The sequence below is a fragment of the Mycobacterium sp. 852014-52144_SCH5372336 genome, from assembly GCF_001665615.1.
Classification (GTDB): domain Bacteria; phylum Actinomycetota; class Actinomycetes; order Mycobacteriales; family Mycobacteriaceae; genus Mycobacterium; species Mycobacterium neumannii_A.
On record NZ_LZSW01000057.1, the window covers coordinates 97456 to 113469 of the forward strand.

The following is a 16014-nucleotide window of genomic DNA, read 5'->3' on the forward strand; positions in this document are numbered from 1 at the left end:
TCGCCAGCGGTCGTTACCGGAGGGCCGGTGAAATTCAGAGAGTCTGGGTTCCAGCCTTCGAGCCGGGTACGCGATGGCAGCACGGGTTCAGAAGATTCTCTTGAAATGCCCCGCAAGGTCCGAGTCGGTCACCTCGTAGGTGTTGCCCGCACCGCGGACTGCCTCGCCCATCTTGCTGACATTTGCGGCTATCGCGTCGACCCGCTCCGTCACATGCTCGCCAAGAAGCCGTGCGGCCCACTGAGTGGCGGAGCCGGGTAAACCGTCGGCGGCATCGCTCACTTTGTGGCCCACGTCAGCCTCACGGATCAATGACGACACCGTGTCGACCTGACCGGCGAACGCCTTGAGGATCTCGGGGTCAACCTCCATCGTTCAGAAGTTACCGGACGTCAGAGCCCCGCCGTGACGCTGATTTGGTTGACAGCGGTTGTCAGCAGATCCGTTGTCCCTCGACGAAAACTGTGCGCGGCGTGGTGTCGTCGGGCTCGCCGGCGGCGCACCGGCCGTAACGGTCCATCAGATCAGCGGCGCTGATCGAGGTCACGTCCCAACCACTCTCGGCGAGCCAGTCGGTCACCTCGGTGCGTTCCTCGGTGTACCAGAGGTCCTGTACGTCGAACGCGTCGTCGCTACCGTCGTTGCCGGCCTGTCTGCGGTACTCGGCCAGCTTCTCGCGGCGACTGGCCAGGTACTCCGGCTCGAAGAACTTCGCCCCGAACGACTCGACGGCGATGCGGCTGCCTTGCGCGCTGAGCCTGTGAATCCGTTCGAACAACAAGTCTTGTCCGCGTGCGGGCAGATACGGGAGGAGCCCCTCGGCGGCCCACGCGGTCGGCTCGCTCGCGTCGAACCCCGCGTCCCGCAGGGCCCGCGGCCAATCCTCGCGCAAGTCGATCGGCACCGGGACGTACTTGGCGGCCGGCTGAACTTCGTGTCGGCGCAATGTGTCGACCTTGAACGCCAGCACCCGGGGCTGGTCGATCTCGTAGACGACGGTGCCGCCGATCCACGGCAACCGCCAGGCCCGCGCGTCGAGCCCGGCCGCCAGAATCACCACCTGGTCGATGCCGTTGGCGCCCGCGGCGATGAAGAACTCGTCGAACCATTTGGTGCGCGACGCCGCGTAGCCGCCGATCGAGCGGATGCGTTCGGCCATGTGGGCAGGGGGCGGTTGCCAACCCTGTTCCACCGCCGCGTCGACGAACATCTGGGCGTAGGGATCGGTGAACAGCGGGCAGTCGGTGTTCTGCTCCAGCGCACGAGACCAGGCCACCCCCAGCGCCGTCGCGCCCACACTCTCGGTGATGCCCCAGCTGTCGTCGTCAGTCCTGGCCATCGGCGCCGCTTTCGGTGTGGTCGGCGAACTCGTCAATCTCGTCCGCGGTCAACAGATCGTCTCGGACGTTCTGTTCCCGATACGCGAGCTGGCCAACCCGGTTCGCCACCACCGGTGCGGTGATCACCGTGAACAAGCCGGTGAGTACGAGCATGCCGATATCGGCGTTGCCGCGCAGCCGTATCCCGGCGCCGATGATCACCAGCAGGAGCCCGAGCACCTGCGGCTTGGAGGCCGCGTGCATGCGCGTCAACGTGTCGGGGAAACGGACGATGCCGATCGCGGCGGTCAGCGCGAGCGACGAGCCGCCCAGCACCAGCACGCTCGTGAGGATGTCGAGTCCCGTCATCCTCGCCCCCCGATGGTGCGGGACTTGTCGACGTCGGGGACGCGGAATCGGGCGACGCTGACTGTGCCGACGAAGCTGATCAACGCCAATGCGGCCATGCCGTAGGTGACGGTGCTGTCCAGGCTGTAGGCGCTCCAGATGCCGATTCCGCACATCGCCACGGCGATGAGTGTGTCGACGGCGACCAGGCGGTCCAGTGTGCTCGGCCCGGCGAGGAGACGGAACATCGTGATCGCGGCGGCGGCGGTCATCATCACCGCGGCGATGACCCAGACGGTGATCATGCGCGCTGCGCCTTCGTATCTCGCTGGGGGCTCATACTTCGTGCTCCTCGTGCTCGTGCGCCGGGCGCCAGTCCTCGGGACGCTCGAACGTTCGGACCAGCAACCGTTCGATCACGGCCACCTGGTGGTAGAACGCGTGCAGCGCGCGGTCGGAGCCGACGTCGATGACATGCATGTAGAGCAGCCGGCGGGTCTGGTCGATCTCGAGCACGATCGATCCGGGAATCAGGTTGAAGATGACGACCGCCAACGACAGCACCAGGTCTGACTTCACGGAAAGCTGTGCCCGCAGAACGGCCGACAGTGGAGGGCGGGGTTTCACCGCCAGCAGCGCAACCTGTCCCGAGGACAGCACCAAACGGTAGGCGACCGTGAGGATGAGCCGGATCAGCGACAGCACGTGCACCTTGCCTTCGACCGGCACGGCGGGCAGGGGCAGCAGCCATGTGATCAACGCCGCAACGGCCGCACCCGAGAGCACATTCGCCGCGGAGAAGTTGCCCCACAGCAGGATCCAGACGAACACCAGCCAGCAGAAGATCCAGACGCGCAGCGCAACGCTTCTCATCATCGCGGCCCCACCACGGCAGTGATGTACTCGCTCCGGTCGAGTACCTCGTTGGAAGCCCTTTCGCTGTACGCGAATATCGGTCCGGCGAGCACCGTCAGCGCGAGCCCGGCCGCGATCAGCGCACCCGTGGGCCCGACCATCCCCGCCGGCATGCGGCCGACGTGGTCGCGGTCGACGAACTGGATGTCCTCGGGTTCGTCGAGCAACGCCGACGGCAGCGCCGCGGACAGATGGCCTTCGGGCGCGTCCTCGCGCGAGCGCCAGAACGCCTTGGTCCACACCCGCACGACCACGTACAGCGTCAGCAAGCTCGTCACCACACCGCCGGCCACCAGCGTCCAGGCCAGCACCGAGCCGTCCTGCGCGCCGGCCTCGAGCAGCGCGACCTTGCCGATGAAACCGGAGAACGGTGGTATGCCACCGAGATTGAGTGCGGGGATGACGAACACGAAGGCGAGCAGCGGGCTGGCGGCCGCCAAACCGCCCAGGCGGTCCATGGTCGACGCCCCGGCCTGGCGTTCGATCAACCCGACGACCAGGAACAGTGTGGTCTGCACCAGAATGTGGTGCGCCACATAGTAAATAGCGCCGGACATGCCGAGCTGGTTGGACAACGCGATACCGAACACCATGTAACCGATGTGACTCACCAGCGTGAACGACAGCAGTCGTTTGATGTCGCTCTGCGCGATCGCACCGAGGATGCCGATCAGCATCGTCAACAACGCGGCCACCAACAGCACCGGGTCGAGCCCTCCGTCGGGGAACAACAGCGAGTGCGCCCGAATGATCGAATAGACGCCGACCTTCGTGAGCAGGCCGGCGAACACGGCGGTGACCGGTGCGGGTGCGGTCGGATAGGAGTCGGGCAGCCAGGCCGAGAGCGGGAACACCGCGGCCTTGATGCCGAACGCCACCAGCAGCACGGCGAACATCGCCGAACGGACTCCGCCCGACACCTCGTCGAGTCGCACGGAGAGTTCCGCCAAGTTCAGTGTCCCGGTGGCACCGTAGACGAGGGCGAGGCCGAACAGGAAGATCAGCGACCCGACCATCGACACCATCACATACGAGATGCCCGCGCGCACACGGTCCTTGCTGGCTCCGACTGTCAGGAGCACGAAGCTCGCGGCCAGCAGCACCTCGAAACCGACGAAGAGGTTGAACAGGTCACCGGCTAGGAACGCCATGCAGACGCCGGCCGACAACACCAGGTAGGTGGGCATGAAGATCGACACCGGTTGGCGTTCGTCACCGTCGCGGACACCCTGTCCGATGGCGTAGAACACGACGGCCAGCAGCACGATCGCCGAGACGACGAGCATCAGCGCCGACAACCGGTCCACCACCAGCGTGATGCCCAGGGGACCCATCCCGGGCACGGACTGTCCCCAGCCGCCCACGTGGAGCACGAGCGTGCCGTCCCTGTCGGCGAGGTAGAGCAGCGCGCCACACACTGCGACGACGACCGACAACACGACGAGCGTGAGGAGCCGCTGCAGTCGTGGCCGCCGGCCCGCGATCAGCGTTGCCGCCGCGCCCAGCGTCGGGAGCAGGACGGGCAGGGGTATCAAGGTGGCCGCCAACGTCATGCGCAGTCCGCCTTCACTACTCGCCCCCGCATCACTTCGACCCCTCGTAACCGGGCAGGGCGTCCAGCTCGTCGGGTGCATCGGTGTCGCGGGCGGCTTCAGGCTGGGGCCGGTCCTCTTCGACGGCGGCGATGTCCTTCGAGGCCAACTCGGAGACCTTGGCGTCCTCGGGGTCGTCGCCCACTTCCTCGGCCGTGGTCAACCGATAGGTCCGGTAGGCCATCGCCAGCACGAACGCCGCGACGCCCATCGTGATGACGATCGCGGTCAGGATCATGCCTTGGGCCAACGGATCCGCGGTGGTCGTGTGCTCGTCGCTGCCCCGGCCCCAGATTGGGGGTTTACCGGCCGGGCCGCCGGCGATGAGGATCAGCAGGTTGATCGCATTGCTGATGAGCAAGAGCCCCAGCAACATTCGGGTCAGGTTGCGCTCGAGCAGCAGGTAGACGCCTGCGCTGGTGAGCCCGCCGAGCAGGATGAGGGGCACGAGCGAGGTGGTCATTGCGTAGTCACCACCGTCTTCTGCTCCTGGCCCAACTCCACGTCGATGCGGGCACCGAGGCTACGCAACACGTCGAGCACCAGACCCACGACGATGAGGTACACCCCGAGGTCGAAGAACAACGCGGTGACGAACTTGACAGTGCCCAACACCGGCACGTCGATCTCGATCAGCGCCGATGACAGCGCGGGCGCCCCCACCAGCAGCGAGGCCAACGCGGTACCGGCACACAAAGTGAGGCCCGCACCCAGGATCTTGCCCGCGTCCAGCGGCAGCGTCTCACCGAGTTCGTAGCGACCGCCGGCCAGATACCGCAGCACCAGCGCGAGCCCGGCGGTCAATCCACCGGCGAATCCGCCGCCTGGAGTGTTGTGTCCCGCGAAGAAGAAGTACGCCGACAACACCATGATCAGCGGGAAGATGACGCGGGTGGCGACCTCGAGGATCAACGACCGGTGCCGCGGGTCACGCAGTTCGCTGCCGCGCAGCCAGGTGATGTCGCCGGCCGCCGGGCTGGTGTTCACGATCGCCGGTAGCCGGCCGATGTCGGGCTGACCCGCATCCGAGACCCGCGGCGGTGCCCCGAACCTCCTGTGCCGGAACACCATTGAGGCGACGCCGGTCGCCGCGACCACGAGCACCATGACTTCGCCCATGGTGTCCCAGGCCCGGATGTCGACCAGTAGCACGTTGACGGCGTTGGCGCCGTGGCCGCGGTAGTACGCCGCCTCGGGGATCAACGAGGCGATCGGAGTTCCGGTGCGCGCGGCCATCGCGTACACCGCCAAGGTGGTCACGGTCGCACCCACCGCCAGTGCCAGCGCCGCCCGCGGCCACCGGTATCTGCGGATGTGGACCCGGTCGGCTTCGGCGGGCAACGTTCGCAGCACCAGGACGAACACCACGAGGGTCAACGTCTCGACCAGGAACTGGGTCAGGGCCAGATCCGGTGCGCCGTGCAGCGCGAAGATCACCCCGCACCCGTATCCGGTCACACCGACGAGCAGCACCGCCGCCAGGCGGTTGCGCATCACCAGAGCGCCGAGCGCGGCGGCCAGGATGATCAGACCGATCACCACCTGAAGCGGTGAACCCCACAGCCTGAACTGCGGGTGGTCGCGCGCACCCACCGCGAGCGCGATGGTGGGCACCAGCACCAGCGTCGACAGGATCGCGGCCTGGGTGGCCGGGATGGAACCGCGCTGGGTGACAGCGGTGAGTTCCACCGCCCACAGGTCGAGCCGGCGTATCACGGTGTCGTACACGTGGTCGGCGTTGCCGAGTGGTTCGCGCATCGTGCGGAACCGGCGCAACCGTTCGCGGCCGACGAAGGCCGCCACGCCGGTGGCGATCACCAGCACCGACAACAGCAGCGGCACGTTCACGCCGTGCCACAGCGCGAGGTGGTACTCGTTGTTGCCGCCGGGCACCGTGTCGGCGTAATCCTCCAGCACATCGCCGACCCCGACGGGCCAGATCCCGAAGGCCAGGCCCGCGGCCGCGAGGATGCCCGGCGCGATCATGAACGTGCGCTCGGGCCGGTGCATCTCGGCGACGCGGGTGCTCGGCTCGGGGCGCCCCTTGCGGCCGAACGCACCGAACAGGAAGCGCAGGCTGTAGATGGTCGTGAACACCGAGCCGATCACGACGCCGACCAGCACCACCGGGGCGAAGACCCCGAGGGTGGGGGTATGCAGCACGGTGGCCAGGTCGGTTTCCTTGGCGACGAAACCGAAGAACGGGGGCAGCGCCGCCATGCTGGCCGATGCGCCGACGGCGATGACGAACAGCGGCCGCGCCTTGGCGCCGAGCCAGGCCAGTCTGCGGATGTCGCGGGTGCCGGTGGCGTGGTCGATGATGCCGACGACCATGAACAGCGCCGCCTTGAACATGGCGTGTGCCACCAGCATCGCCAGTCCGCCGAGCATCATGTCGCTGCCGCCGGTGCCGACCATGACCGTGATCAGCCCCAGCTGACTGACCGTGCCGAAAGCCAGGATCAACTTCAGGTCGTACTCGCGCACCGCGCGCCAACCGGCCAGCAGCATGGTCAACAGGCCGAGCGAGACCACTATGGGCCGCCACACCGGGGAGTCGGCGAAACTGGGGCTCATGCGCGCGATCAGATAGACGCCGGCCTTGACCATCGCCGCGGCGTGCAGGTACGCGCTTACCGGGGTCGGTGCGGCCATCGCGCCCGGCAGCCAGAAGTGCAGCGGCACGATCGCCGACTTCGACAGCGCGCCGACGAGGATGAGCACCAGCCCGACCGACGCCGCCACCCCCGTCGGCGGGGATTCAAGGAGTTCGGAGAGCAGGTAGGTGCCCGCCATGTTGCCGAGCACGATGATGCCGACCAGCATGGCCAGGCCACCGAACGTCGTGACCAACAACGCCTGGGTTGCCGCCCGCCTGCTGGTCAGGCGTTCGGCGTAGTGGCCGACCAGAAGGAACGACAGCACCGAGGTGATCTCCCAGAACACGTAGAGCATCAGCAGGTTGTCGCTGGTGACCAGGCCGAACATCGCGCCGGAGAACGCGACCAGTTCGGCGGCGAAACTCGGCAACCGGTTCTCGATGCGGCCGTCGTGGTGGTGGAAGTAGTCGGCGCAGTAGAAAAGGACCAGCGCGCCGATGCCGAGAACCAGCACGCTCATGATCGCGGCGAGCGTGTCGAAGCGCAGCGTGATGTTCATCGACAGCTCGGGCACCCACGGCACGTCGACGGTGCTCGACCCCCCCGCGGACGGCCAGTTCTGCGCCACCCACACCAGGGACAGAAGCGGCACCATCGCCAGCGGATAGAAGGCCTTGCGCCCCCACTTGTGGACAAGCAGGGGCGCCAGCGCGGCGGCGACCGCGTGTGCGAGCAGGACGGCGAGCAGGGCACTCCGATCGGTTGTGTTGGTCAGCACGCGGCCGCCAACCGGAGAACTTATGGTCGGGGTGTCAGCCGAGTAAGGCTTCGGATTGCATTCTACGTGGGCCGATCGGGGCTACTATGCCCCGTCGTTGACACCACCGACCTCGCGGTGGTCGGTGCCTGCCGGACCGCACCGAAGCTCAGAAGTACCGCAGCCACACATATACCCAGGCCAGCAGGGTGCTGAGCAGCGTGACGACGATGCCGTAGCGGGAAAACTGCCAGAAGCTGATTCGGTGGCCGGCACGCTGGGCGATGCCGATCGCCACGACGTTCGCGCTTGCCGCGATCGCGGTGCCGTTGCCGGAGAAGCAGGCCCCCAGAGCGAACGCCCACCACAGCGCCCGCCCGGTCGCGGCATCGGGCGCCTGTGCCGCCATGTCCTCGACCACCGGCGCCATCGTGGCCGTGTACGGGATGTTGTCGACGAACGCGCCCAGGACGGCGGAACCGAACAGCAGGCCGGTGGCGGCAAGGAAGAAATCGTCGCCGAACAGATTGACCGCCGCATCGCCGATCCAGCCGATCACCCCGGTGTGCACGAGGCCGGCGACCATGACGAAGAGCCCCATGAAGAACACCAGGGTCGGCCACTCCACCTCGGGCAGAACCTCGTTGACGTCGACCTTGGTGACCAGCAGCATGATGCCCGCGCCGAGAAGCGCGACGATCGACGGTGCCACGTGCAGCACCGAGTGAAAACTGAACCCGACGATGACCAGCGCGAGCACCGCCATCGACCGCACCAGAAGGCGAAAGTCCTTGATGGCCCGTCGTTCCTGCAGCGCCATCACCTTGTCGACGCGCATCTCGCTGGCGCGCAACTCCGTCCGGAACAGCACCTTGGTGAACAGCACGAACAGCACGAAAATGATCGCCACGATCGGTGCCATGTGGATCAGGAAGTCGTTGAAGGTCAACCCCGCCCGGCTGCCGATGATGATGTTGGGCGGATCGCCGATCAGCGTCGCCGCACCGCCGATGTTGGACGCCAGCACCTCGGCGATGATGAACGGCTGCGCGGCGATCTCCAACCGGTCGCAGATGACGAGCGTCACCGGGGCGACGAGCATGATGATCGTCACGTTGTCCAGCACGGGCGAGGCCACCCCGGTGATCACCATCAGCATCACCATGAGCCGAAAAGGTTTGCCCCTGGCGCGTTTTGCGGCCCAGATGGCCAGGAAGTCGAAAATGCCGGTCTGTTTCACGACTCCGACGATGACCATCATGCCCAGCAGCAGGAAGATGACGTTCCAGTCGATGCCTTCGTGTTCGGAGTAGAAGACCTCCTCGCCGGGCGCGAGACCCAGAAGGGTCATCAGCCCGCCGGCGACCAGAACCGTCGTGACCTTGTTGGCGCGTTCTGTGGCCAGAAACCAAAAGGCGACGACGAAGATCGCTAGCGCCAGAAGCGGAGCCAGCACCGAACCGACGAATCAGTCGCTGGGACCGGCCACGGCCAAGCTGGTGAGCAACCGCTCCAGGGTCACCGCGCCGACGAGCTTGCCGCCGCTGTCGACCACGGCGATCAGCGGGCTGCGCTTGGTCGCCATCACCGTGGCGATCTCGAGCAGGGTGGCATCGGGTGCGACGGTCACCGGTTTGGCCACCGGCGTCGGCAGGCAGTCACCGACCGTCAGCCTGCCCGGCCCGTGCCAGAACAGGTCGGCGTGGATCTCGTCCACGGTGCGCACCAGGGCGGGGTCGTCGCGGTAGGACTCCGGGATGGTGAGTCGCAGCACCTGGGTGCCCGGCAGCACCGCGACGGGGTTGCGGTCGTCGTCGACCACGACGAGTCCGGGCAGTCGGTTGACCACCATCAGCTGCACGGCCTTGGACACCGGATCATCCATGCGGACCGTGGGAGGGGTCACGGCGATCTCATGTGCTTGCATGACTTCGTTCCATCCGGTCCCGGGGGTGTCGGCGGTAAGTGTCATCGTCCTCGATCTCCGTTCAGTTCGTGGACTCTCCGACGTTGTGTGAGCATCTCGGCCAGCCGTTCGGCGTCATCCGGGTCGAGGACGAGCTCCCACCCGGGCGCGTCGAAGCCGCAGCTGTCGGCGACGAACAGGTGGCGGACGCCGTGGTCGTCGATGATCAGGCTCAGCTGCTCGCCGTGCCGGGTGGTCATCTGGTGTACTGCTCGGTCGGCCGGCTCCGCGGTTCGAGAGTCATGCATGGTGAGGAAAGTTTCTGCGCCCGACGGCGGGCGCACCATCAGGGCTGACACCCATTCGGCGGGGGCGGCGCAGTGTATGGACAAATCCCGATCGGACGGTCCACGCTGGGAGCATGAAACGGGCGCGCACGCCGGCGACCGCGCTGTTTCGGCGGGTTTTCCTGATCAACGGGCTGATCTTCGCGTTGGGCACGTTGGCCCTGGCGATCTCACCCGCAACTGTGTCATCACGCATCAAGCCGACCGAGGTTCCAGTGCTTCTCATCGGGTTGGCGGTGATCTTGACCGCCAACGCGCTGCTGTTGCGCTCGAGTCTCGCCCCGCTCGACCGGCTCGCGACCTCGATGCGCAGGGTCGACCCACCGCGCCGAAGCGACCGCGTCGACCACAGCGGCAACGGCGACCTGCGCCACCTGATCGCGTCGTTCAACACGATGCTGGACCGGCTCGAAACCGAACGCACCACGGCGAGCGCGTCGGCGTTGGCCGCGCAGGAGAACGAACGCCAGCGCATCGCGCGCGAGTTGCACGACGAGATCGGTCAGACGTTGACGGTCGCGCTGTTGCTCCTCAAGCGGGCGGTGGACCGCGCACCCGCCGAGATCCACGGTGAGCTCGCCGACACCCAAGACGCTGTGCGCGCAGGCCTCGACGAGGTCCGCAGCATCGCGCGGCGCCTGCGGCCCGAGGCTCTCGAAGACCTCGGCCTGCACAGCGCGCTCAACTCGCTGTGCACCGACTTCACGAACGCGACCGGTCTACCCGTCGTCAAACACATTGTGCTGCAAGCGGATCGGCTGAAGCCCGATGTCGAGCTGGTGTGCTACCGCGTCGCTCAGGAGAGCCTGACCAACATCGCAAGGCACGCAGGAGCCACCAAGGCGTGGCTCGACCTGCACACCACCGCTGATCGGTTGACGATGCGCATCGCCGATGACGGTGTCGGCGGGGTGGTCAGTGAGGGGGCCGGGATCAACGGCATGCGTGAGCGCGCACTGCTGGTCGACGGCGACCTGACGATCACCTCACCGGCCGGTGAGGGCACCGAGGTGCTGCTGGCGATCCCGTCGCGGCGGTGCTGGTGATGCTCGCGCAACCGGCCCGCATCCTGCTGGCCGACGATCACGCTCTGGTGCGCAGCGGGTTGCGGATGATCCTCGACGCCGAGTCCGACCTGCAGGTGGTGGCCGAGGCGGCCGACGGTCACGAAGCGCTGGCGATTCTCGAGAACACCCCGACCGACCTGGCCATTCTCGACATCGCGATGCCGCGCATGACGGGCCTGCAGGCGGCGCGGGAGATGAACCGGCTGCACCCGCACGTCCGGATCCTGATCCTGTCGATGTACGACAACGAGCAGTACTTCTTCGAGGCGCTCAAGGCCGGTGCATCCGGTTACGTGCTGAAATCGGTCGCCGACCGCGACCTGCTCGAGGCGTGCCGGGCCACCCTGCGTGGGGAGCCGTTCCTGTACGCGGGAGCGGTGACGGCGCTGATCCGGGACTATCTACACCGCGCACGGCAGGGCGACGGGCTGCCCGACACCATCCTCACGCCGCGAGAGGAGGAGGTGCTCAAACTCATCGCCGAGGGCTACTCCTCGCGCGACATCGCCAACACGTTGGGCATCAGCGCCAAGACCGTCGACCGGCACCGGACGAACCTGCTGGCCAAGCTCGACCTGCAGGATCGAGTTGCGTTGACCCGCTATGCGATTCGTGCCGGGTTGATCGAGCCGTGACGGCGTTGGCACGGCGCGGGCGCTAACCCGTACCGCACCGGAAGCGCGTGGCCCAACAACCCGATCCCCGCGCCGAGGATCGGCCAGACCGGCCAGAAGTACCACGCACCCGCGGTGAGGCCGACTGCCAACCACACCGTCATCACGATCGCGACCATGGCCAGGTAGCCGGCCAGGTGGATCTGAACGCTGCGACGGGCCATTTGCCTGCGAGCCTCCCGGCGGCGGGGATCGTTGCGCCTGAGGCGCTCGACGGGCAGATCGGCGATGAGCTCGTGCAATTCCGGGCGGGTCGTGGCGGCAAAGGCGGCCTGCAGCCGCGCCTCGTACTCCGGCATCGCGAGGTAACCCTGCGCGAGGGCCTGGCCGAGTACGTCGGCCGTCTTCTCCCGGTCGGGGTCTCCGGCGCGGACGACCGGTGCGATGGCGGACATGCCGACCTCCCTCGATCTTGACAATGACAAGTTATCTCGACTATGCCGCATGAACTTGCCACTGTCAAGATGTTTCCCCTTGTTCCGCGAACGTGGGTTACCCGCACGCGTCCAGGGCGTTTGACGTGCGTCAAGCCCACTCTCGGCGAGGGATGCGCGGGCGTCGGGTGCGCGCCGGTCGAGCACGCGGCCGAAGGAACTGCGGCGGCGGAAGGAACTGCGGTGGCGAAAGGAGTCGCTCGCGGGAGGGCGGCTGGCGGAACCGAGCCGCTCGCGGGGCTAAAGAGTCAGCCGGCGGCCGAGAACGCCCGCAGCGATTCGACCTGTGCCGCGTCCAACGACGGGCGCACCGCCTCGCGCGCGGCCGCGACATCCTTGGCGGTGACATCGGCGGCGTCGATCGAGCGCCGCATCGCGGTCAGCGCCGCCTCGCGCAACAACGCGACGCAGTCGGCGGCGCTGTAGCCCTCGAGTTCCCCGGCCAGGGCGCCGAGATCGACGTCGTCGGCGAGCGGAACGGACTTGCCGGCCGTGCGCAGAATCTCGCGACGGGCCTCGGCGTCGGGCGGTTCGACGAACACCAGCTTCTCCATCCGGCCGGGACGCAGCAGCGCCGGGTCGATCAGATCGGGCCGGTTCGTCGCACCGACCACCACCACGTCGCGCAGCGGTTCGATGCCGTCGAGTTCGGTCAGCAGCGCCGCCACCACGCGGTCGGTCACACCAGAGTCGAAGCTCTGCCCGCGCCGCGGCGCCAGCGCGTCGATCTCGTCGAGGAACACCAGCGACGGGGCCGAGTCGCGGGCACGCCGGAACAATTCGCGCACGGCCTTTTCCGAAGAGCCGACCCATTTGTCCATCAGCTCGGCGCCCTTGACGGCGTGCACCGACAACCGCCCCGAACTAGCCAGCGCCCGCACCACGAACGTCTTGCCGCAACCGGGTGGGCCGTAGAGCAGCACCCCGCGCGGCGGCGCCACGCCGAGACGCTGAAACGTGTCGGGGTGCTGCAGCGGCCACAGCACCGCCTCGGTGAGCGCCTGTTTGGTGTCGGCCATGTCGCCGACGTCGTCGAGCGTCACCGAGCCGACCGACACCTCTTCGGTGGCCGAGCGTGACAGCGGGCGGATGACGGTCGTCGCGCCCAGCAGATCGTCCTGGACCAGCGCGGGCGGCTCACCGTCGGCGCTGGCGCGCGCCGCGGCACGCAGCGCCGCCTCGCGGACCAGCGCGGCCAGATCGGCGACCACGAATCCCGGTGTGCGCTCGGCGATCTCGTCGAGGTCGAGGCCCTTGGCGGGCACCTCGCGCAACAGCACCTCGAGCAGCTGCTTGCGGATCGCGCCGTCGGGCAGGCTCAGCCCGAGTTCGCGGTCGCACAGGTCGGGCGCGCGTAACCGGGCGTCGACGTTGTCTGGCTGCTGCGACGTCGCGACGAACGCCACACCGCGGGTGGCGACCGCGTTGCGGAGTTCGGTGAGGATCAGCGTGGCCACCGGTTCGGCGGTGGCAGGCAGCAGCGCGTCGATGTCGGTGATCAACAGCACGCCGCCGCCGTCGCGGACGGTCGCCACCGCCGACGCCACCCTCGCGATCCGGTCCTCGGCGCGTAGCGAGCCGACCTCCGGTCCGTCGAGTTCGACCAGTCGCCGGTCGGCGCAGACCGCACGCACCAGCGCTGCCTTGCCGACACCGGCCGGACCCGACACCAGGACACCCAGATTGGCTGTGGCACCAAGGGTTTCAAGCAGCTCGGGCCGGTCGAGTGCGAGCTTGAGCCATTCGGTCAGGCGCTGCGCCTCGGCCTGAGATCCTTTGAGGTCGTCGACGCTCAGCGCCGGTCGCGATGACTCCGGCGCGGTCACCACCACCTGACCCGTCGCAGCGTCCGAAGCGGGTGCGACGGATCCGCCCGAAGAGCCGTCGGCCCAGCAGACCGCCGAATTAGGTTGCACGCTCACGGGGCCCGCGGGATCGGTGCCGGTCACCGTCAACAGTTCGGAGGTCCAGGTGATGCCGACCGACGAGGCGAGTGCCGCGGTCGCGCGTGAAGACGGGATGTCGGGTCCCAGCTCCCGCGGCAGGAGCGACACCGTGTCACCGACCGTCATCACCTTGCCCAGCAACGCTTGTCGCAACGTGGCCTGCGAGATCGACTGGCTGGCCAGCCGCGAGCCCGACAGCGTCACCGATCGTGCGCCGTAGACGGTCACGGGCGCGACGAGCACGGTGGTGTCCTCGCGCAGCCCGGCATTGGACAGCGTGACGTCGTCGAGCAGCGCGGTGCCCGCGGGAACGCCGGCGGGCGCCTCGGCAGCCACCGCGGCGGTGGTGCGCGAACCGGTCAGCGACACCGCATCCCATTCGCGAATGCCCAGCGCGGCAATGGCTTCCGGATGCAGGCGCACCACACCCCTGCGCGAGTCGAGCGCCGAGGTGTTCAGCCGCGCGGTCAGCGTGAGGTGCGCCCGGGGAGCCGGGCGGTCGGACTGCAGTTCAGTCATGTCGGGAGCCGGGTCTGCGCAGTCCCAGTCGCATCACCGACCGGCGGTGCGGCTGGGCCCGGCGGATGGCCCGCCGGGCGGCGCGCTGCTGGCGTGGTTTGTCGTCCCAGACCTCCGGGTGCGCTGCCAGGAACCGGCGGGTGCGGATGGCGAACGGGATGTGCAGGACGTAGGCGGCGATGATGATCAGGATCACCAGGTAGCCGTAGAGGATCGCGGCGGCCACGCCGATCGCCACGAACGCCAGCAGCGGCGCGACCATGTTGGGCGGCACCGAGAACGTGTGGATCTTGCGCATCGGGATCGTGCTGACCACCAGCGCCGAGACGCCGAGCATCCAGATGACGACGGCGGGTTCCGAGGTCCACCAGCCGTCGCCGAACTGCATCTTGGCGGCCAGCGGACCGATCGCGCCGATCGCACCTGCCGGCGCGGGCATACCCACGAAGTACTTCTTCTCGTAGTCCGGTTTGTCGACGTCGAGCATCGCGTTGAACCTGGCCAGGCGCAGCACGATGCACACCGCGTACACCAGCACCACGATCCAGCCGGCCTCCGACTTCGACAGCAGCGTGCCGTACACGATGAAAGCCGGTGCGACGCCGAAGTTCACGGCGTCGGCGAGTGAATCGATCTCCTCGCCCATCTTCGACGTCGCCTTCAAGGCGCGCGCGATGCGGCCGTCGAGCGCGTCGAGTATCGCGGCGACCGCCAGAAACGCCATCGCCTCGGTCGGCCGGTCGTCCAGCGCCATCTTGACCGCACTCAGCCCCAGGCAGATCGCGGCAACCGTCATCGCGCTGGGCAGGATGCGCAGGCTGACGACGGAGCGCTTGATGCGGGGCCGGATCATGCCGGAGCCACCCGGTCGGCGACATCGGGCTCCACTTCCGCCAATACCGTCTCACCCGCCAGCGCGCGCTGTCCCACCGTCACCAGGATGCGCGATCCGGCGGGCAGGTACGTGTCCAACCGCGAGCCGTAGCGGATCAGCCCGTAGGTCTCGCCGATCGACAGTTCGTCGCCCACCTTGGCCTCGCACACGATGCGCCGTGCCACCAGGCCGGCGATCTGTACGGCGATCACCTCGACGCCGCCGGCGGTCCGGATCAGCACGCTGTTGCGCTCGTTGTCCTCGCTGGCCGCTTCCAGTTCGGCCGAGCCGAACAAGCCCGGTCGGTGCTCGACCGCGACGACCTCACCGCTGATCGGGGCGCGCTGCACATGCGCGTCGAACACCGACAGGAAGATGCTGATGCGGGGCAATGGTGTTGGGGGCAAACCGAGTTCGGCCGGTGGCGCAGCCTCCTCGATCAGGCAGATCAAACCGTCGGCGGGGGCGACGACCAGACCTGGCCGGGTGGGCGGTACGCGCGGCGGGTGGCGGAAGAACGCGGCGTTGGCGGCGGCCGATGCGAGCCCGGCACCGCGCAGCCACGGGTTCCGGCGCCCGAGCGCGGCCAGCGTCAGGCTCGCGCCGACGAACGGCAGCCCCGCCGGATGCATCGGGGGGATCGTGGTACGGGCCAGCGCCAAGAGCCGCGCGGGGCCGGATTTCAGGTCGGGGCGTCTGGCCATCGTCCCGCGATT

General features: G+C 67.9%; 17 protein-coding genes. 2 read left to right on the top strand and 15 right to left on the bottom strand.

The genetic code is table 11. The features are described from left to right. Positions 1–87: 87 nt before the first annotated feature. The 11 genes from A5759_RS18995 to A5759_RS19045 all read right to left on the bottom strand — a co-directional run bounded on the left by A5759_RS18995 (position 88) and on the right by A5759_RS19045 (position 9697). On the bottom strand, positions 88–372 hold the full coding sequence (locus A5759_RS18995) for a type VII secretion target (RefSeq protein ID WP_068200368.1): 285 nt from the start codon (positions 370–372) through the stop codon (positions 88–90). 61 nt (positions 373–433) lie between these two features. Then, a complete protein-coding gene (locus A5759_RS19000) occupies positions 434–1339 on the bottom strand; it encodes an SAM-dependent methyltransferase (protein ID WP_068200371.1) in 906 nt (301 codons plus the stop codon). Next, positions 1326–1688, bottom strand: a complete 363-nt coding sequence (gene mnhG, locus A5759_RS19005) for a monovalent cation/H(+) antiporter subunit G (RefSeq protein WP_064399765.1) — start codon at positions 1686–1688, stop codon at positions 1326–1328. Before mnhG ends, A5759_RS19000 begins: the two co-directional genes overlap by 14 nt. Beyond that, complete coding sequence (locus A5759_RS19010; RefSeq protein ID WP_064399764.1) at positions 1685–1972, bottom strand: monovalent cation/H+ antiporter complex subunit F; 288 nt, start codon at positions 1970–1972, stop codon at positions 1685–1687. Before A5759_RS19010 ends, mnhG begins: the two co-directional genes overlap by 4 nt. A 31-nt stretch (positions 1973–2003) precedes the next feature. Continuing rightward, positions 2004–2540 carry a Na+/H+ antiporter subunit E gene (locus A5759_RS19015; RefSeq protein ID WP_197506125.1) on the bottom strand — a complete coding sequence of 179 codons (537 nt, stop codon included), beginning with the start codon at positions 2538–2540 and terminating at the stop codon, positions 2004–2006. Further along, positions 2540–4135 (bottom strand): Na+/H+ antiporter subunit D, encoded by a 1596-nt coding sequence (locus tag A5759_RS19020; RefSeq protein ID WP_064425395.1) that lies wholly within the window; start codon positions 4133–4135, stop codon positions 2540–2542. The genes A5759_RS19015 and A5759_RS19020 overlap by 1 nt, the downstream gene beginning before the upstream one ends. A 31-nt stretch (positions 4136–4166) precedes the next feature. After that, a complete protein-coding gene (locus A5759_RS19025; protein ID WP_064425396.1) occupies positions 4167–4637 on the bottom strand; it encodes a Na(+)/H(+) antiporter subunit C in 471 nt (156 codons plus the stop codon). Continuing rightward, entirely contained in the window at positions 4634–7522 is a 2889-nt protein-coding gene (locus tag A5759_RS19030) for a Na+/H+ antiporter subunit A (protein ID WP_068200637.1), read from the bottom strand. Before A5759_RS19030 ends, A5759_RS19025 begins: the two co-directional genes overlap by 4 nt. A gap of 178 nt (positions 7523–7700) precedes the next feature. Further along, positions 7701–8987 carry an SLC13 family permease gene (locus A5759_RS19035; RefSeq protein ID WP_066845562.1) on the bottom strand — a complete coding sequence of 429 codons (1287 nt, stop codon included), beginning with the start codon at positions 8985–8987 and terminating at the stop codon, positions 7701–7703. 12 nt (positions 8988–8999) lie between these two features. Continuing rightward, a complete protein-coding gene (locus A5759_RS19040) occupies positions 9000–9503 on the bottom strand; it encodes a CBS domain-containing protein (protein WP_231984696.1) in 504 nt (167 codons plus the stop codon). Next, on the bottom strand, positions 9500–9697 hold the full coding sequence (locus A5759_RS19045; RefSeq protein WP_066845564.1) for a hypothetical protein: 198 nt from the start codon (positions 9695–9697) through the stop codon (positions 9500–9502). The genes A5759_RS19040 and A5759_RS19045 overlap by 4 nt, the downstream gene beginning before the upstream one ends. A gap of 161 nt (positions 9698–9858) precedes the next feature. Between A5759_RS19045 and A5759_RS19050 the strand changes: the two genes are divergently transcribed. Both A5759_RS19050 and A5759_RS19055 read left to right on the top strand, forming a co-directional pair. Further along, positions 9859–10830, top strand: a complete 972-nt coding sequence (locus A5759_RS19050) for a histidine kinase (RefSeq protein ID WP_068200378.1) — start codon at positions 9859–9861, stop codon at positions 10828–10830. Next, a complete protein-coding gene (locus A5759_RS19055) occupies positions 10830–11486 on the top strand; it encodes a response regulator transcription factor (RefSeq protein ID WP_068200639.1) in 657 nt (218 codons plus the stop codon). Before A5759_RS19050 ends, A5759_RS19055 begins: the two co-directional genes overlap by 1 nt. Here A5759_RS19055 and A5759_RS19060 read toward each other — a convergent pair. From A5759_RS19060 to A5759_RS19075, 4 genes are all read right to left on the bottom strand, one after another. After that, a complete protein-coding gene (locus A5759_RS19060) occupies positions 11453–11920 on the bottom strand; it encodes a DUF1707 domain-containing protein (protein WP_068200381.1) in 468 nt (155 codons plus the stop codon). The genes A5759_RS19055 and A5759_RS19060 overlap by 34 nt on opposite strands. 287 nt (positions 11921–12207) lie before the next feature. Further along, positions 12208–14424, bottom strand: a complete 2217-nt coding sequence (locus tag A5759_RS19065; RefSeq protein ID WP_068200384.1) for an AAA family ATPase — start codon at positions 14422–14424, stop codon at positions 12208–12210. Then, positions 14417–15277: a phosphatidylcholine/phosphatidylserine synthase gene (locus A5759_RS19070; RefSeq protein ID WP_068200387.1), complete on the bottom strand. Its 861-nt coding sequence runs from the start codon at positions 15275–15277 to the stop codon at positions 14417–14419. Before A5759_RS19070 ends, A5759_RS19065 begins: the two co-directional genes overlap by 8 nt. After that, positions 15274–16002, bottom strand: coding sequence for a phosphatidylserine decarboxylase (locus A5759_RS19075; protein ID WP_068200390.1), 729 nt, complete (start codon positions 16000–16002; stop codon positions 15274–15276). Before A5759_RS19075 ends, A5759_RS19070 begins: the two co-directional genes overlap by 4 nt. Positions 16003–16014: the final 12 nt, after the last annotated feature.